The following is a 23,773-nucleotide window of genomic DNA, read 5'->3' as shown; positions in this document are numbered from 1 at the left end:
CAAGGTCAGGAACGGACGCGTTCGTGTACGTCCCCTTCCTCCGCGTCATCCAGCGTCCCCAACTCACCGCGCGCGCGCGCCTTCCGTCCGTAGACCGCTTCGAACAGCGGCGAGGCCATCAGCGTGGTCGCGATCGCCATAAGAACCAGCATCGAAAACAGCGCCGGGCCGATGATGCCGCGGGCAAGGCCGATGTTGATGATGATGAGTTCCATCAGCCCGCGCGCGTTCATCAGCGCGCCGACACCCATCGCGGTCGCATTGTCCTGTCCGGTCAGCCTAGCCGCCGCCCAGCACGCGCCGCCCTTCGCCAGCACCGACGCCACCAGCACCACCAGCGTTACGCCGATCAGCGCCGGGTCCGCCACCAGCCCGAGCTGCGTATTCAGACCCGAGAAGGTGAAGAAGCACGGCAGGAGCAGCAGTACCGTCAATGGCTCCAACTGACGCTTCAATCCGTCGGCAAATACCCCGCGCGGCATCGCCACGCCCAGCAGAAAGCCTCCGAACACCGCATGCATGCCGACCGCATCCATCGCGAAGGCGGCGAGCAGGAACAGCAACAGGGCAATGCCGGTGTCGCTCTGCCCGATCCGGCCCGTGCGTTCCGCACGTTCGCCCAATGGACGCAGCAGCCGCGGGCCGACCCCCAGCACCAGCACGGCGAACAGGGCCGCGCCGCCGATCGCCTTTACCGCGACGGCAGGACCATCCCCGAACGTCGCCAACACCACCGCCAGTACCGTCCACGCCCCGGCATCGTCGATCGCGCCGGACGACAGCGACAGCGTTCCGAGCGGCGTATCGGACAGGCCGCGTTCGTGAATGATCCGCGCCAGCATCGGGAAGGCAGTAATCGCGATGCACGCACCGGTGAACAGCACCGCCTGCATCGGGGTCACATCCGGTCCGAACAATCCGGGAATGGATTGCAGCCACGGTGCGATCGCGATCGCGAGCACGAACGGTGCGATCATGCCCGACAGGGATACCGCCGTGGCGCTTCGCGCATTGCTGCGAAAGTGATCGGCGCGGAAACCCAGCCCGACGATGAACATGTACAGCCCAACGCCCAATTGAGCGACGGCGTAGAGAAGCCCGCGCGTCTCTTTGGGGAACAGCATCGCCTGCCACTCTGGTGCCAGCAAGCCGAGCAATGACGGTCCCAGCAGCACACCTGCGATCATCTCGCCAACGACCTGCGGCTGGCCGAAATAGCGTTTCGCCAGCCAACCGACCACCCGCGACACCGCGACGATGGCAAATAGCTGCATGAAGAAGATGACGCTGAGCTGCGCGGGTGCCATACGAAATTCCCCTCCGTTTTGTCGCGGTTAGCTTGACCGGCTCACCTGCTCAACGATCTTGTGGTCGCATTACTTGCCGCCGGTGCGCCGATTAAGCGCGGCGACGCAGCTGGCCCGGTCGATACTACTGCCATCACGCTGGCGCGCGTCTACCCAGGTCACGCGAGGTTCCGCATGCCCGTTCGAGGGATAGAGATACGCGTCGAGGATACAGATCGCGCTGGAAAATTGCAGCTTCCGTGCTGTTCCTTCGCGCACGTCGGCATCGGGTTGCCCAAAGGTTTGCGTCAGATGCGCGGCATTCTGCCCCATCACCGCCTCCAGTCCGAGCGTCGGCAGCGCGACCGGGATGGCGCGCGACACGGTCGGGCGTGGCACGGAGGTTGTGGCGCAACCGCCCAGCGTGAGCAGGAGGAGGGCGGCCGGGGCGAAAGGCTTCATCGGCGGGTCCTGTGAAAAACATGCGTTGCCATCGCCGCGCCGAGTACCGGCGCGAGGATGTTGAGCAGCGGAACCACGAACAGCCCGGTGGCGGCAAGCCCCAGCACGAAGCGCCTTCCCGAAGTGGCCGCACGCCAGTCTCGCATCGCCGCAGCGGGCAGGTGCCGTGCGGCGACCATCTCGCCGAGGTCGCGACCGAGAAGCCAGCCGTTGACGACGAAGAACGCCGCGGCCGTCCCGACGCCGGTGACCAGCAGCACCAGATATACCGGCGCGCACAGCAGGTTGATGGCGATGAAGCGCGCGCCCGACGCAAGGCCCATCCGCATCCCTCGTGCGAACGAAACCGGGTGGGCACTGGCCAGCGCATCCGGATAGTGACGCCGCTCGACCGCGGCCACGATCGTGTCGGCGAACAATCCCACCACCAGCATCGCCACCGCCCGGAACAGCAGCCACGTTCCCAGCACGATGGTCAGGGTGGCGGCGATCCCGGCCAGCGCACCATGCCAGCGCCAGTTCGCCAGCGCTGCATCGATCGACCACCATAAGAAACCGCCCAGAACGGCGAAGATGGCGAAGGTGATCGCCAGCGACAGCGCCAGCACCCGCAGGATCGGCGGATCGCCAAGTTGTCGCATCGAAAGCAGGAACGCGCGGAACATCGGGCTGCGATGCGCCCCGCTTGGACGTTGCGCAAGCCGCGGTGGCGTTCTAGGCCGGCGCTTTCCCGCGCTTCCAGGAAACATCACCTTGACCGAACCCCGCTACGACGTGGTCGCGATCGGCAATGCCATCGTCGACATCCTCTCGCCCGCAGCCGATGCCTTCATCGCCGAAAACGGCATGACCAAGGGTGCGATGGCGCTGGTCTTTTCGCCGGAGGAAGCCGACGCGCTATACGCGAAAATGGGGCCGGGGCAGGAGGTGTCGGGCGGATCGGCTGCCAACACGATCGCCGGCATGGCGGCACTGGGCAGCGCCTGCGCCTTCATCGGCCAGGTCGCGGACGACCAGCTTGGCGAGGTGTTCGCGCATGACATTCGAGCTGCCGGCATTCGCTTCGATACCTCGGCGCGTCCCGGTGCGCCGACGACCGGCCGTTGCCTGATCTTCGTGACACCGGACGGACAGCGCACGATGAACACTTTCCTCGGCGCCTCGCATTATCTGCCGGCCGATGCATTGGACGCGGCGCTGATCGCGGATGCGCGCTATCTGTATCTCGAGGGTTACCTCTGGGATCCGGAGGAGCCGCGCGCTGCGATGCGCGCCGCGATCGACATCGCGCGGGGGGCGGGGCGGAAGATCGCCTTCACGCTTTCCGCCGAATTCGTGATCGACCGTCACCGTGACGCTTTCCACGAACTGATCGAACACGGGTTGATCGACGTGCTGTTCGCCAACGAGGCGGAGATCGTATCGCTCACCGGGGCGGCCGACGTCGATGCGGCGGTTGCCGCCGTAGCCGGCAAGGTGCCGCTGGTAGTGGTGACGTTGAGCGAGCGCGGTGCGATGGCGGTGGCGGACGGTCAGCGCGTCACCGTGCCCGCGCAGCCGATCGAGAAGGTGGTCGACACGACCGGCGCGGGCGATCTGTTCGCTGCGGGGTTCCTGCACGGTCAGTCACGCGGCAAGTCGCTGGAGGCATCGTTGACGCTGGGCGCGATCTGCGCCGCCGAAGTGATCCAGCATTTCGGTGCGCGCCCGATCGTCGACCTGAAGGCGATCGCCGCGGCGATCTGAGGCGTTCGTCGCCGCCCGCTTCGACGTGATCCGGAAGCGGCGGCGCTGTTCACTCCGCCACCGATCTGACAAGGGCCAAGCGTGAGCACGCTGCCGATCCATGCCGTCCTGCCCGATCTGCTCGCCGCGCTGGCAGCCGGTCCGACAGCGGTGCTTGTTGCACCGCCGGGCGCAGGCAAGACCACGGCGGTTGCCCCTGCGTTGATCGGCGCACGGTGGTGCGATGGCGAGATCCTGGTCACCAGTCCCCGCCGGCTCGCCGCGCGCGCTGCGGCGGAACGGATGGCGGCGCAGGCGGGCGAACCGGTCGGGCGGACGTTCGGTTATGCGACCCGCCTCGACACCAAACGTTCCGCTGCGACGCGCGTCACGGTGTTGACCGAGGGTATTCTGACCGCGCGGTTGCAGGACGATCCCGAGCTGGCCGGCGTATCCGCCATTCTGTTCGACGAGGTGCATGAACGCAGTCTCGACGGTGATTTCGGGCTGGCGCTGGCGCTCGATGCGCAAGGCGGGTTGCGCCCCGACCTGCGGATCGTCGCGATGTCCGCGACCCTAGACGGCGCGCGGTTCGCGAGCCTTATGGACGGCGCGCCGGTCATCGAAAGCGCGGGGCGAAGCCATCCTCTTGAGCTACGTCACATCGGTCGTTCGGCCGATGGGCGGATCGAGGATGCGGTGGCGGCGGCGGTCCGCCGTGCACTGTCCGAAGAACATGGCGGCGTGCTGGCGTTCCTTCCCGGCGTCGCGGAAATCGAACGAACCGCTGAGCGGATAGGCGACGTGCCGGGCGTGCGCCTGCACCGGCTGCACGGCAGCCTCGATCCAGCTGCCCAGCGGGCGGCGATCCACGGCGAGCCGGACGGGCTGCGCAAGCTGGTGCTGGCGACGTCGATCGCGGAAACCAGCCTGACGCTTAATGGTATCCGCGTCGTGATCGACAGCGGGCTGGCCCGCCGACCACGCTACGACAGGGCGGCAGGCATGACGCGGCTCGTGACCGAGCGCGCGAGCCAGGCTTCGGCGACGCAACGCGCCGGACGCGCGGCGCGACAGCAGCCGGGCGTCGCCTATCGCTTGTGGGAGGCGGCGGCGACCGCCGGCACGCCGCGCTTCGACCCGCCGGAAATCCTGGAGGCGGACCTGTCCGCGCTGGTATTGGCGTGTGCGATGTGGGGCGTGGCCGATCCGCGGGCCTTGCGCTGGCTCGATCCGCCGCCGGAGGTCGCGGTGGCCGAGGCGCGGGCGCGCTTGTCGACGCTGGGAGCGATCGACGACGCCGGACGGCCGACGGCGCACGGCCGGCGTATCGCCACGCTGCCCATGACGCCGCGGCTGGCGCACATGCTGCTTGAGGCGGGCGACAAGCGGCTTGCCGCGGAGATCGCGGTGTTGTTGCAGGAACGTGGCCTGGGTGGGCCGGACGCCGACCTCGAGGTGCGCCTGCGACGGTGGCGAGGCGATCGCTCTGCGAAGGCGGAGAGTGCGCGTGCCCTCGCCAGACGGTGGGCGGGGATGGCCGGACGTGGCGGTGCGGCGGAATCGATCGCCGCGTGCGTCGCGCTGGCGTTTCCGGACCGTCTCGCACGGCGGCGGGATGCGAGTGGCGAACGCTGGGTGTCTTCGGGCGGGCGGGGCTTTCGGCTTGATGCGACGTCGCCGTTGGCACGGGTCGAGTGGCTTGCCGTGGCCGAGACACAGGGAATGGCGGCGGGCGCGCGCATCCTGTCCGCGGCGGCCATCGAAGCCGGTGAAATCGAAACCTTGTTCGCCGAACGGATCGTAACGCATCGTACCGCCAGCTTCGATGCCGCGACCGGAGCCGTCCAGCCGCTTCGCGAACGGCGTATCGGCGCGATCCGCCTGTCGAGCGGACCCGACCCGCAGGCCGATGCGGCGGTGCTGGCAGCCGCGTTGGTGGATGGCGTGCGAACGCTTGGCATCGCGATGCTGCCGTGGTCCGACGGGGCGCTGGCGCTGCGGACCCGGGCCGCGTTCGCCGGCGTGTCGTTGAGCGACGCCGATCTGCTGGAGCGGATCGACGAGTGGCTGCCACCGCTGGTGGCGGGGCGTCGGCGGCTCGATGCGATCGCGCCGGGTGCGTTGACCGACGCGCTGCGCCAGTTGATCGGATGGGACGCGATGCGACAGATCGATCGGCTCGCGCCGGCCGACTTCACCAGCCCGGCCGGATCGACCCATGCGATCGATTATGGTGCGGAAGCGGGGCCGACCGTCGAGTTGCGGGTGCAGGCGCTGTTCGGTTTGGCGGACCACCCGGTGGTCGGCGACCGGCGCGTGCCGCTGGTCCTTTCGCTGACCTCCCCGGCCGGTCGACCGATCCAGACCACCCGTGACCTGCCCGGGTTCTGGCAGGGTAGCTGGCGGGATGTCGCGCGCGAGATGCGCGGTCGCTATCCACGTCACCCCTGGCCCGAAGACCCGGCCGCGGCAACACCGACGCTGCGCACGAAGAATGCGGACGCGCGCCGCTAGAGCGGTTTCCGACCACGTTGCTCCACCGTCATCGCCCTTTGGGCGCCCGCTACGCGGCGGGGCGATGCCGCAACATGATTGGAAACCGCTCTAGCTTGCCGCAATGGCGTGGCCCACCTACACCATATCGCGCAACCGAGGAGATGTGATGAACCGCCGCTGGACGATGCCGCCGCTGCTGCTGATCGCGGCCTGTTCCGCGCAGCCGAAGACACCGGTCGCTGGCGATGCCTATGTGCGGTTGGCCGCGGTGCCTGGGCGACCGGCGGCGGCATATTTCATGCTGAAGGGCGGCGTGGAAGACGCGACGCTGGTGCGGGTCGAGGCGCGCGGCGTGCCGCGCGCCGAACTGCACGGCAGCCGCATGACCGGAAACGGCATGGCGACGATGGATTCGTTGCCCAACGTGCCGGTTCCCGCGGGCGCGGATGTCGCTTTCGCACCCGGCGGGCGGCACGTCATGCTGTTCGACGTGCCCGCGACGGTGGCAACGGGAACGGCCTTGCCGTTGACGCTGCGCTTCGCCGACGGAGAGGCGGTGCACGTGTTGGCCAAGGTGATCGCGGCCGGCGATGCGGCACCGGACTGATCCCGACACCCAGGCCGACGCGGCATGATCCGGCGTGGGCTTACCGGGGGCGAGATGGCCCTGGCGCGGTCGGTGTATGGCGATGCGATCGATTACGCGCCGGTGGCGCTGGCGCGCACGAAATGGGCGTTCTTCCAGCCGCGCGACACGGTGATGGCGCCGCGCGGATGCATCCACTTCCATCCGCGCGGCGATCTGTGGTGCGAGGACTTCGCGAACGCGTCGCTTGACCGGCAGGGTTTGTTCATCCACGAGATGTGCCATGTCTGGCAGCATCAGCGGGGCGTGTTCCTGCCGCTGAAGCGGCATCCGTTCTGCCGTTACCATTATGCCATCCGGCCTGGATGGCGGCTGGAACGCTACGGTATCGAGCAACAGGCCGAAATCGTCCGGCACGCCTTTCTGCTGCGGCACGGGGCGATCGTGCCCGGCGCGCCGCCGCGTGGCCAGTATGAATCGATCCTGCCGTTCGGAGAGACGACATGAGTATCTGGCACACTCCGCTCGACCTGCCTGCCCTTACCGCGGCGTGCGCCGGATCGATGCCCGGCTTCCTTGGAATCGAATTCGTCGACGCGGGGGATGACTGGTTGCGGGCGCGAATGCCGGTCGACCAGCGCACGCGCCAGCCATATGGGCGGTTGCACGGCGGCGCGTCGGTGGCGCTTGCCGAGACGGTCGCCTCGGTCGCGGCGATGGCGACCGTCGACCCGGCGCGCTTCGCCGCGGTGGGCATGGAAATCAACGCCAACCACCTGCGACCGGTCGGCGACGGTTTCGTCCATGCGACCGCCATCAGCGAAGCGCGGGGGCGTACATCGCAGGTTTGGACGATCCGCATCACCGACGATGCCGATCGACTGGTCTGCATCGCGCGGATGACCGCGGCGGTGATCGCGGTCGATCGCGGCGCCCTCGGCTGACGCTTACTTCAGTAGCACCAGTTCCTCCGCCATGGTCGGGTGCAATGCGACCGTGGCATCGAACTGCGCCTTCGTCAGCCCGGCCTTGACCGCCACCGCCGCGGCCTGGATGATCTCCGGCACGTCGGGGCCGATCATGTGGATGCCGACCACGCGGTCGGTCTCACCATCGCACACCATCTTGTAGAGCGCGCGTTCGTCGCGACCCGCCAGCACGTTCTTCATCGGCCGGAAATCCGACGAATAGACCTTCACCGATCCGAGCGTCGCACGCGCCTGCGCCTCGGTCAGCCCGACCCCGGCGATCGGTGGGTGGCTGAACACCGCGGAAGGCACGCAGTCGTAATCCAGCTTCGTGTTCTTGCCCCCGAACATGTTGTCGGCGAACGCCTGACCCTCGCGGATCGCGATCGGCGTCAACTGGATGCGGTTGGTGACGTCGCCCACCGCATAGATCGACGCGCAGGTGGAGCGATTGTCGCCATCGACCTTGATCGCCCCATGTTCGTCCAGCTCAACCCCGGCATTCTCCAGCCCCAGCCGGTAGGTGTTCGGCTTGCGCCCGGTGGCGAACATGACCGCATCCACCGTGACGGGATCGTGATGCGACATATGGACGGTCAGGCAGCCGTCCGCGCCCTTGTCGATGCCCTGGAAGGCGGCGTCGAAGCGGAACTCCAGCCCCTTCATCAAGCTGATCTGCAGCAGCCGATCGCGGATCTGCAGGTCGTAGCCGCGCAGGATCTCCTTGGTGCGGTTGAGCAGGATGACGTGGCTGCCGAGCTGGTGGAAGATGCCGGCGAATTCATTGGCGATGTAGCCGGCGCCCGCGATCAGGATGCGCCTGGGTACGGCGTCGAGATGGAATGCCTCGTTTGAGGTGATGCCGTGTTCGTGGCCCGGACATTCCGGCACCGCCGGGTGCGCGCCGACCGCGATCAGGATCGTCTTCGCCGTCTTCTTCGTGCCATCGGCGAGCGTCACCTCGTTCGGACCGGTGACAGTGGCGCGCTGATGAATGATCTCCGCGCCCGAACTTTCGAGCGTGGTGGTGTAGGCCTGATTGATCCGGTCCACCTCTTTCATGACGTTGTCGCGCAAGCGCGGCCAGCTGAAGGCGCAATCATCCGGCACATCCCAGCCGAAGTGCCGGGCATCGCGGAGATCCTCCGCGAAATGGGCGCCGTAGACGAGCAGCTTCTTGGGCACGCAGCCGCGGATGACGCAGGTGCCGCCGACGCGATATTCCTCCGCCACCGCCACCTTCGCGCCATGCGCCGCGGACACGCGCGCCGCGCGGGTGCCGCCGGAACCGGCGCCAATGACGAAAAGGTCGTAGTCGTGGTCGGACATGCTTGGGCTCCGGAAGGCGCGAATGTTGCGAATGTTGAGACGGTGGCGCGTCGAACGTTGAGACGCAGGATATTGGAACGTGAATGTTGAGACGTGAATGTTGAGACGGGGACCCCGGGTTACAACCCGCGGCACTAGCAGCGCGCCCCGACGCAGGACAGCGGGGTCAGTGCATTGCGGAGCGCAGCCCGAGGTGCCGGACGAACGGATCGAAGTCGCGATCGCTGCACAGCAGCGCGATACCATCGAGGATGGGGCGGACGGCGATCAACATGTCGACGGTCTTGCGGATCGTCACGCCCAGCTGGTGCAGCGCACGATAGTTGCGTGCCGCCTTGATCCCGACGCGACGGTCCACGATCGTCAGGTAGGAAAAGCTATCCAGCAATGTCAGTTTGCGGTCGTGATCGCGATATCTTCGCGTTCCCTGCAATATTTCGGTGAGCACGAGATTGCCGATCAGGAGTTCGTGATGAGCCGCGATCAGCGCGCGCCGGCGTGGCGTCTGTGGCGTTTCACGGGCGGCAAGCAAGTCGATCCAGACACTGGTATCGATAAGGAAGCTCATTCAGCCGTCACGTACTTGCTGGTCCGCATCTCGTCGAGGTCGCCATGCCAGCCGAGCCAGCGCAGACCATCCCAAGCCTGCAACCGACGCTTCACGCGCACGACATCCTGCAACGCCCTGGTCACCGCCTTGCGCTTGGTCGTCACCCCCAACGCCTCCATGGCCTCCGCCATCAACGCGTCATCGATATCGATGTCGGTCCGCATGTGTATGGCTCCGTCGAGCCATACACGTAACGGAGAAGGTTGCTTCAGGCCAGCCCGGCGCGGGCGATCAGATCGGCGGTGGAGGGGTCGAACTCTCCGCCACCCTGCGCGGCGGCCTTCGCCATTTCCTTGCCCAGTTCGACGCCGAACTGGTCGAAGGAGTTGATGCCGAGCAGCACCCCGTTCACGAACACACGGTGTTCGTAGAAGGCAATCAGCGCCCCCAGCGTGCGGGCGTCGAGCTGATCCAGGAGCAGCGTCGACGACGGGCGATCGCCGGGGTAGCTGCGCGCGGGATCGTCCACCTGCTTGCCCTTCATCAACGCCGCGCCCTGCGCGAAGGCATTGAGCAGCAACTGGCGGTGGTGTTCGGCGGGCAGGGTGTCGCCCGCCTCGACCACGGCGAGGAATTCGACCGGGATCAGGTGCGTGCCCTGGTGGAGCAGCTGGAACACCGCATGCTGTGCGTCGGTGCCGACGCCACCCCAGGTGATCGGCGCGGTCGGACGCCCGACTGGCTGTCCGTCGACGGTGACCCCCTTGCCGTTCGACTCCATCTCCAGCTGCTGGAGGTAGCTCGGCAGCAAGCGCAGTCGCTCGTCGTAGGCGAAAGGCGCGCGCGTTTCGGCATGGCGCACCTGCGTATAATAAAGGTCCGCAAACGCCGCGAGCGCGGGGGCGTTTTCGTGGAGCGCGGCAAGGCGGAAGTGTCGGTCCATCTCGGCAGCGCCATCGAGCAATTCCTGGAACTGCTCCCAACCCAGCGCGATCGCGGCGGGGAAGCCGATCGACGACCACAGCGAATAACGCCCGCCCACCCCCTCGGAAAACGGCAGGATGCGGGTTTCGTCGACGCCCCATTCGATCGCCTTGTCGGGCGAGGCGGTGACCGCGATTACGCGCCCATAGGGGTCTTCGACCCCGGCACCGGTCATCCATTCGATGACGCTCTCGGCGTTCATCATCGTCTCGGTGGTGGTGAAGGTCTTAGAGGCGATAACCAGCAGCGTGGTGGCGGCATCGAAGCGCTCGAACACATCGTCCAGCGCCATGCCGTCGATATTCGAGACGATCGCCACCTCGTAACGGTCGCTGTCGCGGCCGAGCGCATCGACCAACAGATTCGGTCCCAGCGCCGAGCCGCCGATGCCGACATGCAGGATCTGGCGAACCGGGCCGAACGCATCCGCCTCGATCGCGTCGATCACCGCGCGCATCCGGGCGTGATAGGCAGCGGCCCGCGACACGCTTTCCGGCTTGCCTTCACCGCGCTCGGCGGTGTGCTCGACCGGGCGATCCTCGGTGACGTTGACGTGTTCGCCGGCGAACATCGCCTCCCGCCTGCCGGCGAGATCGACATCCTTGGCCAGCGCCTCGAACGCGGCGACGGCGTCAGGCGTCAGATGCGTTTTCGACCAGTCGAAGTGAATGCCGGCGACGTCGAGCGAGAGCCGCGCCAACCGGTCGGGGTCGTTCGCGAACAACGCCTCCAGCCGTTCCTGCGGAAGCGCTTCGATCCTGGACCAATCCGCCATGTGTACGTTCCTTCCGACCATTTGCGGGTCACAACCGTCTGCAACGCGCAACGCTCCGCTTGACGAAGCGTGGGCATTGCGCGACGCGGTGCTTCATGGCCACCCCAACAGCCCCCGGCAAGCCCGCGCGTTCGGAAACCAGCGAGACGATCCGCTTCCTGCTGAAGCTGGCGCTGTTCGTCTTCGTCCTGCGCAGCTTTATCTTCTCGCCCTTTTCGATCCCGTCGGAATCGATGCTGCCCCGGCTGCTGATCGGCGATTACCTGTTCGTGTCGAAATGGAACTACGGCTATTCGCGCTGGTCGCTGCCGTGGGGCGTGCCGTTGATTCCGGGACGCATCTTCGCCAGCGATCCCGTCCGCGGCGACACGGTGGTGTTCCGCTCACTGGGGCCGGACGATCATGACGTCATCAAGCGGGTGATCGGGTTGCCGGGCGACACGATCCAGATGCGCGCCGGTCAGCTGTTCCTGAACGGCAAGGCGATCCCGAAGCAGCGGATCGCCGACTTCATCGTACCGCTGACCGCGAACTTTCCGGCCGAGAAATGTGAGCCGCAGTTCCAGGACGTGGATGCGACCGCGCAGCCGATCTGCCGTTACCCACGGTTCCGCGAGACGTTGCCGGGCGGTCGCAGCTACGAGGTGCTCGATCAGGGCAATCTGCCGATCGCCGACGACACCGACGTGTACCGCGTGCCCGCTGGTGACGTGTTCCTGATGGGCGACAATCGCGACGACAGCGCCGACAGCCGCTTTGCCCCGCCAGAGGGCATGGGCTACATCCCGATGGAGCGGATCGAGGGCAAGGCGCTGGTGACGTTCTGGTCCACCGATGGATCGGCCGAGTGGCTGAAGCCGTGGACCTGGCCATCGGCGGCGCGGTTCAGCCGGATCGGACACGGCTTCTGAACGTGAGCGACGGGGTGGCGGCGTGGATCGAGGCGACGTTGGGCGTCTGGCCCGACGACGTCGCGCCGTTCGTGCGCGCGCTCACCCATTCCAGCCACGCCGCGGGGCAGGCGGGTTCCAGTTACGAGCGGCTGGAGTTCCTGGGCGACCGGGTGCTCGGGCTGGTGATGGCCGAATGGCTGTGGGAATTGTTCCCCGACGAGCCAGAGGGGCAATTGTCCCGGCGTTTCAATGCTTTGGTTACCGGTGCAGTATGTGCGGAGGTCGCGCGTGAGATCGGCGCGGTGGCGCATGTCCGCTTGGGCAAGCAGGCGCGCGACGACGGTGCGCAGCATGGCGACAATCTGCTTGGCGATGTGATGGAAGCGTTGCTGGGCGCGCTGTACCGGACCGCCGGGTTGGAGGCGGCGCGCGGCGCGGTGCGGCGATTGTGGGCCAATCGCATCCACGCCGACGACAGCGTGCCGCAGCATCCCAAATCGGCGTTGCAGGAATGGGCGGCGGCGAACCGGCGCGGGGTGCCGGCGTATAGCATCGTCGACCGGTCCGGTCCGGGCCACGCGCCACGCTTCACGATCCGTGCAGCGGTGGGCAGCGATGAAGTGACGGCGGAGGGCACCAGCAAGCAGGAAGCGGAAACCGCCGCGGCACGTGCGCTGCTGGCGCTGCTGAGCGCACAGACCCCGAAGCGTCGGGTGCGCCGCCGCTGAGCGGCATGGGCGAGGGTAGCGCCGACGATGCTGCCCAGGCGAGCGTCGGGAGACCGGCGTCTGCATGAAGGACACGGTGGCGAGGTGGATCGCCATGGGCCAAGGTCTGGAAACTCGCGCGGCGCCGGCCGTGCGAGGCGGTCCGTTTGATTGGTAATCGGGGCTACCAACGCGAAGGTCGTTCGCAACGCGGCTGCCTGTACCTCCGCAATCCCGCGGGACGGGTCAGAAGGCGCTTCTTGCACCGATCGGCAAAAGAAAAGGACGCGGCCTTGTGGCCACGCCCTTTGCTACCCGCACGAAACGCTACTGGTGCGGCCGGTCGCCTGGTGCTCCCTTGGCGACCGGAATCTTTGTTCGTCAGCGCATCAGAAGTGCGCGACGATGCCCAGCGTCGGACGGAAGCTGTTGGTCCAGCCGAACGACGACACTTCGCCGCGCAGACGGATGCCCGAGTTGCTGGTGATGCCGCCCAGACCGATGTCCTTCGGGCCGACTTCAAAGCCGATGCCGTAGGTCATGTCGTGGAAGTCGCGGTCCGTGTTCACGCGCTTGTCGAAGTTGACCCACTGATAGCCAACCTTGCCGTAGATCAGGCCGCTGTCGCCGGCGCGGAAGCCGAAGCGGCCGGCGGCGCCGTACTGCCAGTCGATGTCGCCCGACACGCCCTTGGCGACGTTGCCCTCGGCACCGACGAACACCGGACCCAGCGGCAGGTTGACGCCGGCCAGACCCTCGACCAGCGAACCGTTAAGCTTGTTCGAACGCGGCGCGCCCGGAACGCTGTCGCTCTGGAACTCTTCCCAGCCGCCGCGGATCGCGACATACGGCTCGATACCGAACGCGCGGGTGCCGTCAGGCGCCGTGGCGGTCGTGGAATCGGTCGTCATGGCATCCTGCGCCAGCGACGGGGTGGCGACGAACGCGGCGGACGCGGCAACGGCCGCAAGAACGAGCTTACGCATATAGAACCTCAAGTACAGTTTCGTTGCCCGGTTTATCGCAACACGATGGGTGCGACCGGGCCGGGGACTGCTCTAACCACCCCTTGCGTGCTTGGTTGCCCGAAAAACGATCGAAACGGCACGGAGCAAATTTACTGTTGCCCGAAAACCACGCTTCCTGTCACCTTTATGAATATGCCGCCGCATGGCCGCCACACTCCGGCGAAAGCGCCGCAATCCCGCCTTATTACGAGTGACCGCGGGTGCGGCGGGTCGGCGCGTGGAAGTCGACCGGCTTGTCGGCGATCCAGCGCAGAAATCGCGCCACCGCCGGATCTTCGCGGATCGCGTCGAGCGTTCCGGCACGCGCGAGGGCCGCGTTGTCGGCGGCGGCATGGATCGCGCGGTGGCAGATCGGGTGCAGCGGCACCGTTTCCGTCCCGCCTTCGCTACGCGGCACGACGTGATGCCATTCGGTCCGGGCGCCGAGCGGACGCCCGCAAAGCGCGCAAACGTCGGCAGCGGCTTCGCGGTGCCCGGCGAGCGCGGCGGCCTGCGCCAGCCCCGCCTTGCGCCTTACGCGTCCGACCATGCGCCAGCGGTGGGCCGCGTGACGACGAACAGCGCGCAGGCGGCCATTGCCACTGCCACCATCAGCGCCAGAGGCAGATGCGGCGCGGCGGTGATGAGGAAGATCGCATACCCCACCGCCATGCCCGTGCATGCCATTCCCTTTGCGCGACGCGAGATGGCTCGATCGCGCCGCCACGCCCGCAGGCCGGGGCCGAAGCGGGGATGATCAAGCAGCCATCCCTCCAGCCGGGGCGAGGAGCGGGCGAAGCAGCCGGCGGCGAGGATCAGGAAGATGGTGGTCGGCATCAGCGGCAGCAGCGCCCCGATGATCCCGAGCGCCACGCACAGGAAACCCAGCGCGAGCCAACCGAACCGCAACGCGGCGCGCAGACGGTTCGGCCTTGATGGGTCGGCCCGATGCATCGTTCGCCGTCCTTTCATCCGCTGGCCATTCACAACGCTTCTGATCAAGCCAGGGTGCCGTGCAAGAACAAACACGTTTGCCGTTCTAGCGGCGCGGTGGCGTGGCCGGGATGGTGCCCCGCCATGCCGGCCTGTTATCCCCCGTCACTCTCCCCCGTGGCGCTGGCCGGGCGGGCGCGGGCACCGTGAGCGTCGTTCGCCACCGGCGACAGCGTGAAGGCGTAGCGCAGCGGTGCGACCTTGATACGATATTGTTCCAGCGGGCGACCCCAATCGCTCCACTGCGTATCGCCGCCGACACCGGACTGCACCGCATCGACCAGCAGGCTGCCATTCGCGCCGGGGACGATGTCGCTGCTTTTGCGCGTACCCGGCGCGCGACGGTCCAGTTCGGCATAGGGGAAGGCGAGCGCGTTCATCGACAACGGCTGGTCGCCCGCAACGCGTAGTCCGCCGCCCGCGCCCCGGACGAGTTCCATCCAGCGCACGTCGACCTTGTTGCCGGTTTCCTGCGGGCGCATGTAATCGTGGTTCTGGCCGGCGATCTCTCCGCGCCACAGGCCGATCGGCGCAGAGGTCTTGCGATCGCTGTAGCTTTCGTGCGGACCGCGGCCATACCATTGAACGGTGCCGAAATCGCGCGGCGTGACGTAGGACAGGCCGACGCGCAGCGGATCGCCAAGCGTGGTGTCGAGCGGCTGGAAGTCGGCGGTAACGGCGACGCTGCCGTCGGCCGCCATCTGGTAGCGCGCGGAGAAGCGGGCGACGTTGCCGCCGGTCCGCCAGCGCACCGTCACCGCTGCGCCGCCACCCGGCAGCTTCTGTGTGTCGACACCTTCGAGGACACGTTCGGTGCTGGCACGCTGCCAAGGCACGTTGCGCCTTTCGCTGCCGACGCCGAGATCGTTGTCGGTCAGCGCACGGGTGAAATTGGGCGCGCCGCCCGACAGCAACAGGCGTCCACCCTGGGCATAGCGTTCGATCAGGCCGGTTTTCCGATCGATCACCAGTTCGGCCTCGTGCGCCGTCAGGCGGACGGTGCCGCCGCGACTGCTGAGGGTGACCGCACCGTCAGCGCCCGGTGTTGCGGGTGGCGATGCGGCGTTCAGCGCGAACTGCTCCCAACCGACCAGCGTGCCGGCTGCGACGCCGGGAGTGACGTTTGCCTTCGCGCGGTAGCTGACCGTCAGGAAGTATTCAGCGTCGGGGCGGCGGGTGTACCCGTCCGGCGACAGGACGACGCGCGCGGTGCCATGCGCGGCGACGGCTGGCGCGGTGAGCGCACCGCGCGCGACCGGCGCGCCGTTCTCCAGCAATTCCCAGCTATAATCATAGGCATCGGCACCGAGAAAATCGTGATGGTTGGCAACGGTCAGCTGTCCGGTGGACACATCGTAACCGGTGAACTGGACCGGTGCATAAACCTTGCGTACCTCATACAGTTGCGGATTGGGCGTGCGATCGGCCTGGAGCATTCCATCGCCGAACTCGATGTCACCGCCCGAGTTCGGCCCGTATTCGCCGCCGTCGCCCCAATAGCGGCGACCGTCGGCGGTGGTGCGGTACATCGCCTGATCGACCCAGTCCCATGCGAAGCCACCCTGCAGCTTGTCAGGGTGCGCATAGATCGTGTCCCAATATTCCTTGAGATTGCCGCCAGAATTGCCCATCATGTGCGCATATTCGCACTGGATCATCGGCTGCTTGTAGTTCCAGTTGGTCGCGTAATCCTTCATCTTGGCGACCGGATCGTACATCGGTGCATAGATGTCGGCGAACCAGTTGGGGCGATGCTGTTGCACGCCTTCGAAGGTGCCCCAGCCGAGATAGCTGATGAGGCGGCCGGGATCGCGCGCCTTGGCGGCGGTGCCCGCGGCGGCGAAGTTCGCGCCGATGCCAGCCTCGTTGCCGAGCGACCAGAAGATCACCGACGGATGGTTCTTGTCCCGTTCGACCATGTTGAGCACGCGGTCGACATGCGCCGCCTTCCACGCCGGATCGAAGCCGAGCTGATACGCGCTGCGCTGTTCGGGGAAGTTGTTCCCTAACTCCATATAGGCGTGGCTCTCGATATTCGCCTCGTCCATCACATACAGGCCGTAACGATCGGCGAGTTCGTAGAGATATGGATCGTTGGGGTAATGCGAGGTGCGCAGCGCGTTGATGTTGTTGCGCTTCATCAGGACGATGTCGCGTTCCATCGACTCCCGGCTGACGACGTGGAAGGTTTCGGGATCGTGTTCGTGGCGATTGACGCCGCGGATCGTGATCGGCTTGCCGTTGACGCTGACCAGGCCGTTCTTCACTTCGACGGTGCGGAAGCCGATCCGCTGGTAAGTCGACTGGATGATCGCGCCGCGCGTGTCGTAGAGTTCGACCAGCAGCATGTAGAGGTTGGGAGTTTCCGCGCTCCACGGCTTGACCCCTGCGACGGTAGCGGCGAGCTGCGCGGTGCGTTCGGCCTGCGAGGCGGCAAGCGCGGAGCGGCCCTGCGTGACGATCCGGTTCCCGTCCATCAGGACGTAGCGCGCAGAAACCGCCGCGCCGGGGGCAACCTTCATGTCGATCGACAGCTTGCCGTCACGATATGTATCGTCCAGCGCGGCGTGGACGAAGAAATCGCGAAGGCGCGTGGCCGGCGCGGCCATTAGGTAGACCTCGCGCTCGATCCCCGAGACGCGCCAGAAATCCTGATCCTCCAGATAGCTGCCGTCCGACCAGCGGAACACCTGGATCGCGACGGTATTGGCCCCCGGTTTGACGAAGCGTGTGACGTCGAACTCGGACGGCAGCTTGCTGTCCTCGGCATAGCCGACCTGCTGCCCGTTGACCCACACCTTATAGGCCGATCCGGCCGCGCCGATGTGCAGCACCACATCCTGACCGCGCCACCCCGCGGGCAGATCGATCGTGCGGCGGTACGAGCCGACCGGGTTGGTCGCGTGCGGGATCAGCGGGCGGTTCGCGGGGAACGGATAGGCGATGTTGTTGTAGCGCGGCTGGTCATAACCCTCGGCCTGCCAGTCGGCGGGAACCTTGATCGTCTTCCACTGCGATGCGTCGAAATCGGGACGCTCGAACCCGGTGGGCAGTTTGTCGGCATCGGGCGAGAAGCTGAACTGCCATTGCCCGTTCAGCGACAGGAAGCGCGCGGATTGCGTACGATGTCCTGCCAGCGCCTTGTCGCGCGTCTCGAACGGGAAGCCGGTGGCGTGCGCGGGCATCCGGCCAATGTCGTTGACCGAGGGATTCTCCCAGTCGGGGCGGGAGGCGTCGACCTGCGGCTGTAGCGGGGCCGGCGGGCCAGGACGTTGTTCCTGCGCGACGGCATGCGACGATACGCTGGCGAGCAGTGCCGCCGCGGCAGCGGCAGTCCGGCGGTGACCGACGTGATGCACGATATTCCTCCCCGATGTTATTTTGTAAGACAACTAACTTCGCCGAGATGCTTTGCCAAGCGCCGCTGCGGCTTGACGCGCGGGCCGCTTTCCGGTCCGTTCGCGCGATCAGGTCTGCGCAGGGTGCGGGCCAGCGGACGGAGCATCGAGCCCTTGAATACCACCTTGCTGCGCGGCGTGCTGGTCGGCGGGCTTGCCGGCCTGCTGTTCGGGTTCGATACCGCGGTGATCGCGGGCACGACCGAGGGGATACGTGCCGCTTTCGGACTGGACGCCGGGGGCGTCGGGATCACCGTGTCGGCGGCTTTGTGGGGTACGTTGGCCGGCGCGTTGCTCGCCGGATTTCCGGGAGACCGATACGGCGCGCGCAACGCGCTGAAGGGTATCGCGCTGCTCTATTGCGTGTCGGGGCTGGGGTGCCTGATCGCGTGGGATTGGCCCGCGCTGATCGCGTTTCGGGTCATGGCCGGGCTGGCGGTGGGCGCATCGTCGGTGTTGGCCCCGGTGTACCTGGCCGAGATCGCACCGGCCGAGCGACGCGGGCTGATGGTCGGCACCTTTCAGCTGAACATCGTGCTCGGCATCCTGGTCGCCTATCTCAGCAACGCGATCGTCGGCGGCTTCGCGCTCGGGGCCGGCGACTGGCAGGTCAAGCTTGGGGTGAGCGCGCTGCCGGCCCTGGTGCTGCTGGCGCTGATGTTCGCGATCCCCGACAGCCCGCGCTGGCTGGCGACCAAGGGGCGCGAGGCGGAGGCGGAAGCGGTGTTGATGCGGCTGGGTGTCGCCGATCCGCGTGACGAACTGGACAGTTATGCGCGCGCGTCGGCCGCCGTCGCGGTGGGCAGCGCGCCGCGGCTGTCGTGGACGCGGCATCGCAAGCCGATCCTGCTCGCCTTCGGGATCGCGGCGTTCAACCAGCTCTCCGGGATCAACGCAATCCTTTACTATCTGAACGATATCTTCGCGGCAGCCGGGTATGATGCGGTGTCCGCCGACCGACAGGCGGTGACGATCGGATTGTGCAATTTCGTCTTCACCGCGCTGGCATTGGCGGTCATCGACCGGCTGGGGCGACGAACGCTGCTGCTGATCGGGTCGGTCGGGCTGACGCTGGCGCTGGGCGGCACCGCCGCGGTGTTCCTGAGCGGGCAGGGGCAGCAATATCTGCTGGCGTTGCTGATCGCGTTCATCGCCTTCTTCGCGTTCAGCCAGGGCGCGGTGATCTGGGTCTATATCAGCGAGATATTCCCGACCGATGTGCGATCGCGCGGCCAGGCGCTGGGATCGTCGACGCACTGGGCGATGGATGCGGTGATCGCGATGGCGTTCCCGATCGTCGCGGCGCACACCCGCGGGCTGCCGTTCGTGGTGTTCGCGATCATGATGGCGGTGCAGTTCGTCGTGGTGCTGTTGTTCTTTCCCGAAACCAAGCGGCGGTCGCTGGAGGCGATCGGCGCCGGCACCTGATCCCACGTTCAGGCGGCCCGCGCCCGGCGGGTCAGTCGAGCGTGGGTTGCAGCTGTTCGCCGATCGCGCGCACCGCGCCGCGCAGCAGCGCGCGGCTGTCGTCCAGCGTCGCGCGGGCCGCGCGTCCGGCGACGAACGGCACGGTCAGGGCAGCGCGGGCGGCGTCGTGTTCCAGGATCGGCGCGGAGAGATCGGTGATGCCGTCCAGCACCGGGCTGGGCGTGATGCTGTCGCCGTCCGCCAGCAGCGCGTCCAGCCGCGGCGACAGCGCCTCGATCTCCGGATCGTCGCCGGCCGCGCTGATCTCGGCCAGCATCGCCGCGCGCACCGCCGGGGGCTGGAAAGCGAGCAACACCCGCCCCGATGCCGAACGATGCAGCGGACGGCGGTAGCCGACGCGCACCGCGAAGCCCGACAGGCCGGGCGCCTCCACCCCGGCGATCACGACCATTTCCGCGCCTGATGGAACGGCCAGGTGACAGCTTTGCCCGGTGGCGCGGGCCAGATCCTGCATGATCGGCAAGGAAGTGACGGTCAGGTCGCGGATCGGCGGACGGCCCATGCCCAGCGCGAACAGGCGATTGGTCAACCGATAGCCTTCTTCGTCGCGCGCGATGTAGCGGTTCTCCTCCAGCACCTGCAGCATCCGGAAGATCTCACCGACCGATCGACCGAGCGCCCCCGATATGTCGGACATCGACAACGCCCGTTCGGACCCGGCGAGCAATTCGAGGATTTCCAAACCCTTCTTGAGGGCAGGCGCCTGGTAGCGGGACGTGCTGTTCATGATCGTTGGAGCCTTTAGCCGCACGCACCATCGGACGCCAGCAAGACCATTTTCGCGCAGGTGAAATGCAATTTCACATTTTAATCGAGCCTCTGCCGGGCTACGTTGTCCGCCTGAACAGGGATGAGGCAGCGTGTCGGTTGAGGATGAAGCGTACATGATCGAGCCGTCGCGTTCCGACGCATCGACGACCGCCGGCTTCGCCAGCGGGGAACTGCCCCGGTTCGGCATGGGCACGGCGGCAATCGGCAATCTTTACCGCGCGATCCGCGATACCACTGCCGAAGAGACGGTGGCGGCGGCGATCGCGGCCGGCCTGCGGTATTTCGACACCGCGCCGCATTATGGCTTCGGGCTGGCGGAGCGGCGGCTGGGCGCGGCACTGGCGCGGCACGATCCTGCGGGGTCGTGCGTGGTGTCGACCAAGGTCGGACGGCTGCTGACGCCAACCGCGGCGCGCGGCACGCGCCACGGCTTCGTCGATGCCGACCCGTTCGAGCCGACGTTCGATTATGGCGCGGACGGCGTGCGGCGTTCGTTCGACGCCAGCCTGGCACGGCTGCGTCGCGAGCGGGTCGACGTATTGCTGGCGCACGACCTCGGTGCGGTGACGCATGGCGACGACCACGCGCGGCAACTGCGCGACTTTCTGGACGGTGGCTATGCAGCGATGGTGGCGCTGCGCGAGGCCGGTGTTGTCGGCGCGATCGGCATCGGGGTGAACGAGGTCGCGATCTGCGACGAGTTGCTTGACCGTGTGCCGCTCGACGTGATCCTGCTCGCCGGACGCTATACGTTGCTGGACCGGAGCGCGGCGGCGCTGCTCGATCGTTGCCATGCGCAGGGCGTGCGCGTCATCATTGGTGGAGCGTATAATAGCGGCATCCTGGCGCGCGACCCGGCGGACGCCGACCCGGCGACGGCGCGTTACGATTATGCCGCACCTTCCGACGAGCTGGTGGCGCGGACACGGACGCTGGCGGCGACCTGCGCGACGCACGGCGTGTCGCTGCCCGCCGCCGCGATCCAGTTCCCGTTGCGGCATCCGGCGGTGGCGTGCGTGCTGGCCGGGCTGGGCGATGCGAGCGAGGTGGCGGACCTGCGCGAGCGGATCGAAACGCCGGTGCCCGACGCCTTGTGGCCCGCTCTGCGTGGCCGAGCGCAACAGCAGCTGATCCTGCTGCACCCCGACGACAACGTCATGATCTGCGTCGCGCCGATCGCGGCGGGCGACCTGTTGCCGGTGTCCGGCGGGACGATCCCCGCACGGGAGGGAGTGACGGTGGGGCACAAGATCGCGCGCACGCCCCTGCGGGCGGGGGACAAGGTCATCAAATACGGCGCGCCGATCGGTTCGATGACCGATGCTGCCGGCGCCGGGCAATGGGTTCATATGCACAACATGAAGAGCGACTATATCGCCAGCCACACCCGCAGCACGGTGACGGAGCAGCGCGCATGATCCGGGCGTACCAGCGCGCCGACGGACGCAAGGGCATCCGCAACACGGTGGCGGTCGCATACCTCGTCGAATGCGCGCATCACGTCGCGCGGCGGATCGTCGACAAGACGGACGACCCGGACGTGCACCTGATCGGCTTTCCCGGATGTTACCCCAACGCCTATGCCGCCAAGGTGATGGAGGCGGTGACGACTCACCCCAATGTCGGTGGCGTGGTGATCGTGTCGCTGGGCTGCGAAAGTTTCGATCGCGAGCGATTGCAGGCAGTCATCGCCGCCAGCGGTCGTGCGGTCGAATTGCTGGTGATCCAGCAGGCGGGCGGCACTAAGGCGACGATCGATGCCGGGCTGGCGGCGGTGGCGCGCGTGCAGGCGCGGATCGCCGATGTCGAGCGGGTCGACATGCGGGTCGACGAACTGATCGTCGGTACGATCTGCGGCGGGTCGGACGGGACCAGCGGCATCACCGCAAACCCCGCCGTCGGGCGCGCATTCGACCGGCTGGTGGCCGAGGGCGCGACGTGCATTTTCGAGGAGACCGGCGAACTGGTCGGCTGCGAAGGGATCATGGCCGATCGTGCGCTGACCCCCGAATTGGGGGACGAGATCGTCGCCTGCGTCCGCAAGGCCGAGGAATATTACACGGTGATGGGCTTCGGCAGCTTCGCGCCCGGCAATGCCGAGGGCGGGCTGACGACGCAGGAAGAGAAATCGATGGGGGCATATTCCAAGTCAGGATCGTCGCCGATCAGCGGGATCATCAAGCCCGGCGACGTTCCGCCGGCGGGCGGGCTGTACCTGCTGGACGTGGTGCCCGACGGCGAGCCGCGGTTCGGCTTCCCCAACATTTCCGACAATGCCGAAATCGTCGAGATGATCGCATGCGGCTGTCACCTGACGTTGTTCACCACCGGCCGCGGCTCGGTCGTCGGCTCGGCGATCGCGCCGGTCATCAAGATCTGCGCGAACCCGGAAACCGCGCGACGGCTGGCGGCGGACATGGACATCAACGCGGGCCGCATCCTTGAGGGCGCGGCGACGCTGGACGAGGTCGGCGAAGAGATCGTCGACGCGGTGCTGGCGGTCGCAAGCGGCGCGCGCAGCGTGTCCGAGGAGCTGGGACATCGCGAATTCATCCTGACCTACAAGGCGTTCGACCCGGTCGGGCCGGCCTGCCTTCCGGTCGCAGCACGGAGCAATTGATGGACGGCAGGTTGAAGGGCAAGGTGGCGCTGGTCACTGCGGCGGCGCGCGGGATCGGGCGGGCGGCGGCCGAACGCTATGCCGCCGAAGGCGCGCGGGTGATCGCGACGGACATCGACGCGGGCGCGCTTGTCGGCCTTGCCGGATGCGAACATCGCGTGCTGGATGTTACGAATGCCACGCAAGTCGCTGATCTTGTTAGCGAAGTCGGACGCATCGACGTGCTGGCGAACATTGCGGGCGTCGTCCATGCAGGCACGATCCTCGATTGCACCGACGAGGAATGGGCGCAGGCGATCGCAATCAACATGACCGGGATGACGCGCACGATCCGTGCGGTGCTGCCGGGAATGCTGGCGGCGGGCGGCGGCGCGATCGTCAACATGTCGTCGATCGCCAGTTCGGTGAAGGGCATCCCCAATCGGTTCGCCTATACCGCGACCAAGGCGGGGGTAATCGGGATCACCAAGTCGGTGGCGGCGGATTTTGTCGGACAAGGCATCCGCTGCAACGCGATCTGCCCCGGCACGGTCGATACGCCGTCGTTGCAGCAGCGACTGCGCGACACCGGCGATTACGAAGCGGCGCAGGCCGCGTTCGTGGCGCGGCAGCCGATGGGGCGGCTGGGACGGGCCGAGGAGGTCGCTGCGTTGGCGACCTATCTGGCCAGCGAAGAAGCGGCGTTCACGACCGGCGCGGTGCACGTCATCGACGGCGGCTGGGTAAACTGAG

Annotated in this window: 23 protein-coding genes; 11 read left to right on the top strand and 12 right to left on the bottom strand. The window is 67.1% G+C overall.

The features are described from left to right. Positions 1-5 precede the first annotated feature (5 nt). The 3 genes from ASE95_RS02075 to ASE95_RS02065 form a co-directional block, all read right to left on the bottom strand. Positions 6-1,307 (bottom strand): cation:proton antiporter, encoded by a 1,302-nt coding sequence (locus ASE95_RS02075; RefSeq protein WP_056630777.1) that lies wholly within the window; start codon positions 1,305-1,307, stop codon positions 6-8. Positions 1,308-1,376: 69 nt separating this feature from the next. Beyond that, the gene (locus tag ASE95_RS02070; RefSeq protein WP_056630774.1) at positions 1,377-1,748 is read right to left on the bottom strand and encodes a hypothetical protein; all 372 of its coding nucleotides are present in this window, start codon (positions 1,746-1,748) and stop codon (positions 1,377-1,379) included. Next, positions 1,745-2,413, bottom strand: coding sequence for an EI24 domain-containing protein (locus tag ASE95_RS02065; protein ID WP_056630772.1), 669 nt, complete (start codon positions 2,411-2,413; stop codon positions 1,745-1,747). The genes ASE95_RS02070 and ASE95_RS02065 overlap by 4 nt, the downstream gene beginning before the upstream one ends. Positions 2,414-2,501: 88 nt before the next feature. Between ASE95_RS02065 and ASE95_RS02060 the strand changes: the two genes are divergently transcribed. The 5 genes from ASE95_RS02060 (at position 2,502) to ASE95_RS02040 (ending at position 7,502) form a co-directional block, all read left to right on the top strand. Continuing rightward, entirely contained in the window at positions 2,502-3,494 is a 993-nt protein-coding gene (locus tag ASE95_RS02060; protein WP_056630769.1) for an adenosine kinase, read from the top strand. Between the two features lie 81 nt (positions 3,495-3,575). Continuing rightward, complete coding sequence (gene hrpB / locus ASE95_RS02055) at positions 3,576-5,990, top strand: ATP-dependent helicase HrpB (protein ID WP_056630766.1); 2,415 nt, start codon at positions 3,576-3,578, stop codon at positions 5,988-5,990. Positions 5,991-6,138: 148 nt separating this feature from the next. Then, positions 6,139-6,579 carry a copper chaperone PCu(A)C gene (locus tag ASE95_RS02050; RefSeq protein WP_056630763.1) on the top strand — a complete coding sequence of 147 codons (441 nt, stop codon included), beginning with the start codon at positions 6,139-6,141 and terminating at the stop codon, positions 6,577-6,579. 24 nt (positions 6,580-6,603) lie between these two features. Further along, positions 6,604-7,065 carry a hypothetical protein gene (locus ASE95_RS02045; RefSeq protein ID WP_056630758.1) on the top strand — a complete coding sequence of 154 codons (462 nt, stop codon included), beginning with the start codon at positions 6,604-6,606 and terminating at the stop codon, positions 7,063-7,065. Next, positions 7,062-7,502 carry a hotdog fold thioesterase gene (locus ASE95_RS02040; protein ID WP_056630755.1) on the top strand — a complete coding sequence of 147 codons (441 nt, stop codon included), beginning with the start codon at positions 7,062-7,064 and terminating at the stop codon, positions 7,500-7,502. The genes ASE95_RS02045 and ASE95_RS02040 overlap by 4 nt, the downstream gene beginning before the upstream one ends. Positions 7,503-7,505: 3 nt before the next feature. Here the strand turns inward: ASE95_RS02040 and gorA are convergent, their stop codons facing one another. The 4 genes from gorA to pgi form a co-directional block, all read right to left on the bottom strand. Further along, positions 7,506-8,855 (bottom strand): glutathione-disulfide reductase, encoded by a 1,350-nt coding sequence (gorA, locus tag ASE95_RS02035; protein ID WP_056630752.1) that lies wholly within the window; start codon positions 8,853-8,855, stop codon positions 7,506-7,508. Between the two features lie 166 nt (positions 8,856-9,021). Further along, complete coding sequence (gene vapC / locus ASE95_RS02030; RefSeq protein ID WP_056630749.1) at positions 9,022-9,423, bottom strand: type II toxin-antitoxin system VapC family toxin; 402 nt, start codon at positions 9,421-9,423, stop codon at positions 9,022-9,024. Beyond that, on the bottom strand, positions 9,420-9,629 hold the full coding sequence (locus tag ASE95_RS02025) for a type II toxin-antitoxin system VapB family antitoxin (protein WP_056630745.1): 210 nt from the start codon (positions 9,627-9,629) through the stop codon (positions 9,420-9,422). Before ASE95_RS02025 ends, vapC begins: the two co-directional genes overlap by 4 nt. A gap of 44 nt (positions 9,630-9,673) precedes the next feature. Further along, positions 9,674-11,164 (bottom strand): glucose-6-phosphate isomerase, encoded by a 1,491-nt coding sequence (pgi, locus tag ASE95_RS02020; RefSeq protein WP_056630742.1) that lies wholly within the window; start codon positions 11,162-11,164, stop codon positions 9,674-9,676. A gap of 95 nt (positions 11,165-11,259) precedes the next feature. On the opposite strand from pgi, the gene lepB reads away from it, so the two are divergent. Further along, the gene (lepB, locus tag ASE95_RS02015; RefSeq protein ID WP_056630739.1) at positions 11,260-12,075 is read left to right on the top strand and encodes a signal peptidase I; all 816 of its coding nucleotides are present in this window, start codon (positions 11,260-11,262) and stop codon (positions 12,073-12,075) included. A 2-nt stretch (positions 12,076-12,077) separates the two neighbouring features. Beyond that, the gene (gene rnc, locus ASE95_RS02010) at positions 12,078-12,785 is read left to right on the top strand and encodes a ribonuclease III (protein ID WP_056632966.1); all 708 of its coding nucleotides are present in this window, start codon (positions 12,078-12,080) and stop codon (positions 12,783-12,785) included. 368 nt (positions 12,786-13,153) lie between these two features. Here the strand turns inward: rnc and ASE95_RS02005 are convergent, their stop codons facing one another. The 4 genes from ASE95_RS02005 to ASE95_RS01990 form a co-directional block, all read right to left on the bottom strand. Further along, positions 13,154-13,750 carry a hypothetical protein gene (locus ASE95_RS02005; RefSeq protein ID WP_056630736.1) on the bottom strand — a complete coding sequence of 199 codons (597 nt, stop codon included), beginning with the start codon at positions 13,748-13,750 and terminating at the stop codon, positions 13,154-13,156. 226 nt (positions 13,751-13,976) lie between these two features. Further along, complete coding sequence (locus ASE95_RS02000; protein WP_156347844.1) at positions 13,977-14,321, bottom strand: HNH endonuclease; 345 nt, start codon at positions 14,319-14,321, stop codon at positions 13,977-13,979. Then, entirely contained in the window at positions 14,306-14,800 is a 495-nt protein-coding gene (locus ASE95_RS01995; RefSeq protein ID WP_443025403.1) for a YbaN family protein, read from the bottom strand. The genes ASE95_RS02000 and ASE95_RS01995 overlap by 16 nt, the downstream gene beginning before the upstream one ends. Before the next feature lie 59 nt (positions 14,801-14,859). Continuing rightward, entirely contained in the window at positions 14,860-18,123 is a 3,264-nt protein-coding gene (locus ASE95_RS01990; RefSeq protein WP_056630729.1) for a glycoside hydrolase family 2 TIM barrel-domain containing protein, read from the bottom strand. 153 nt (positions 18,124-18,276) lie between these two features. Here ASE95_RS01990 and ASE95_RS01985 point away from each other — a divergent pair, with 153 nt between their 5' ends. Continuing rightward, positions 18,277-19,590, top strand: coding sequence for a sugar porter family MFS transporter (locus ASE95_RS01985; RefSeq protein WP_056630724.1), 1,314 nt, complete (start codon positions 18,277-18,279; stop codon positions 19,588-19,590). Between the two features lie 31 nt (positions 19,591-19,621). Here the strand turns inward: ASE95_RS01985 and ASE95_RS01980 are convergent, their stop codons facing one another. Beyond that, positions 19,622-20,377: an IclR family transcriptional regulator gene (locus ASE95_RS01980; protein ID WP_056630719.1), complete on the bottom strand. Its 756-nt coding sequence runs from the start codon at positions 20,375-20,377 to the stop codon at positions 19,622-19,624. A 157-nt stretch (positions 20,378-20,534) separates the two neighbouring features. Between ASE95_RS01980 and ASE95_RS01975 the strand changes: the two genes are divergently transcribed. The 3 genes from ASE95_RS01975 to ASE95_RS01965 are packed head-to-tail and all read left to right on the top strand — an operon-like array spanning position 20,535 to position 23,772. Further along, positions 20,535-21,839, top strand: a complete 1,305-nt coding sequence (locus tag ASE95_RS01975; RefSeq protein WP_235528126.1) for an aldo/keto reductase — start codon at positions 20,535-20,537, stop codon at positions 21,837-21,839. Next, complete coding sequence (locus tag ASE95_RS01970; protein WP_056630715.1) at positions 21,836-23,041, top strand: UxaA family hydrolase; 1,206 nt, start codon at positions 21,836-21,838, stop codon at positions 23,039-23,041. The genes ASE95_RS01975 and ASE95_RS01970 overlap by 4 nt, the downstream gene beginning before the upstream one ends. Next, entirely contained in the window at positions 23,041-23,772 is a 732-nt protein-coding gene (locus tag ASE95_RS01965) for an SDR family oxidoreductase (protein WP_056630711.1), read from the top strand. Before ASE95_RS01970 ends, ASE95_RS01965 begins: the two co-directional genes overlap by 1 nt. Position 23,773 lies beyond the last annotated feature (1 nt).

Source organism: Sphingomonas sp. Leaf231, assembly GCF_001421995.1.
In the GTDB taxonomy this organism is placed as follows: domain Bacteria; phylum Pseudomonadota; class Alphaproteobacteria; order Sphingomonadales; family Sphingomonadaceae; genus Sphingomonas.
Note: the sequence above shows the minus strand (reverse complement) of the source record. Positions and strands in the feature narration are given on the sequence as shown.

What these genes read in the sequence shown, in the direction of transcription:
- ASE95_RS02075 (WP_056630777.1), bottom strand. Translation starts at nt 1,307, where the DNA reads ATGGCACCCGCGCAGCTCAGCGTCATCTTCTTCATGCAGCTATTTGCC.
- ASE95_RS02070 (WP_056630774.1), bottom strand. Translation starts at nt 1,748, where the DNA reads ATGAAGCCTTTCGCCCCGGCCGCCCTCCTCCTGCTCACGCTGGGCGGT.
- ASE95_RS02065 (WP_056630772.1), bottom strand. Translation starts at nt 2,413, where the DNA reads ATGTTCCGCGCGTTCCTGCTTTCGATGCGACAACTTGGCGATCCGCCG.
- ASE95_RS02050 (WP_056630763.1), top strand. Translation starts at nt 6,139, where the DNA reads ATGAACCGCCGCTGGACGATGCCGCCGCTGCTGCTGATCGCGGCCTGT.
- ASE95_RS02045 (WP_056630758.1), top strand. Translation starts at nt 6,604, where the DNA reads ATGATCCGGCGTGGGCTTACCGGGGGCGAGATGGCCCTGGCGCGGTCG.
- ASE95_RS02040 (WP_056630755.1), top strand. Translation starts at nt 7,062, where the DNA reads ATGAGTATCTGGCACACTCCGCTCGACCTGCCTGCCCTTACCGCGGCG.
- gorA (WP_056630752.1), bottom strand. Translation starts at nt 8,855, where the DNA reads ATGTCCGACCACGACTACGACCTTTTCGTCATTGGCGCCGGTTCCGGC.
- vapC (WP_056630749.1), bottom strand. Translation starts at nt 9,423, where the DNA reads ATGAGCTTCCTTATCGATACCAGTGTCTGGATCGACTTGCTTGCCGCC.
- ASE95_RS02025 (WP_056630745.1), bottom strand. Translation starts at nt 9,629, where the DNA reads ATGCGGACCGACATCGATATCGATGACGCGTTGATGGCGGAGGCCATG.
- pgi (WP_056630742.1), bottom strand. Translation starts at nt 11,164, where the DNA reads ATGGCGGATTGGTCCAGGATCGAAGCGCTTCCGCAGGAACGGCTGGAG.
- lepB (WP_056630739.1), top strand. Translation starts at nt 11,260, where the DNA reads ATGGCCACCCCAACAGCCCCCGGCAAGCCCGCGCGTTCGGAAACCAGC.
- ASE95_RS02005 (WP_056630736.1), bottom strand. Translation starts at nt 13,750, where the DNA reads ATGCGTAAGCTCGTTCTTGCGGCCGTTGCCGCGTCCGCCGCGTTCGTC.
- ASE95_RS02000 (WP_156347844.1), bottom strand. Translation starts at nt 14,321, where the DNA reads ATGGTCGGACGCGTAAGGCGCAAGGCGGGGCTGGCGCAGGCCGCCGCG.
- ASE95_RS01980 (WP_056630719.1), bottom strand. Translation starts at nt 20,377, where the DNA reads ATGAACAGCACGTCCCGCTACCAGGCGCCTGCCCTCAAGAAGGGTTTG.
- ASE95_RS01975 (WP_235528126.1), top strand. Translation starts at nt 20,535, where the DNA reads ATGATCGAGCCGTCGCGTTCCGACGCATCGACGACCGCCGGCTTCGCC.
- ASE95_RS01970 (WP_056630715.1), top strand. Translation starts at nt 21,836, where the DNA reads ATGATCCGGGCGTACCAGCGCGCCGACGGACGCAAGGGCATCCGCAAC.
- ASE95_RS01965 (WP_056630711.1), top strand. Translation starts at nt 23,041, where the DNA reads ATGGACGGCAGGTTGAAGGGCAAGGTGGCGCTGGTCACTGCGGCGGCG.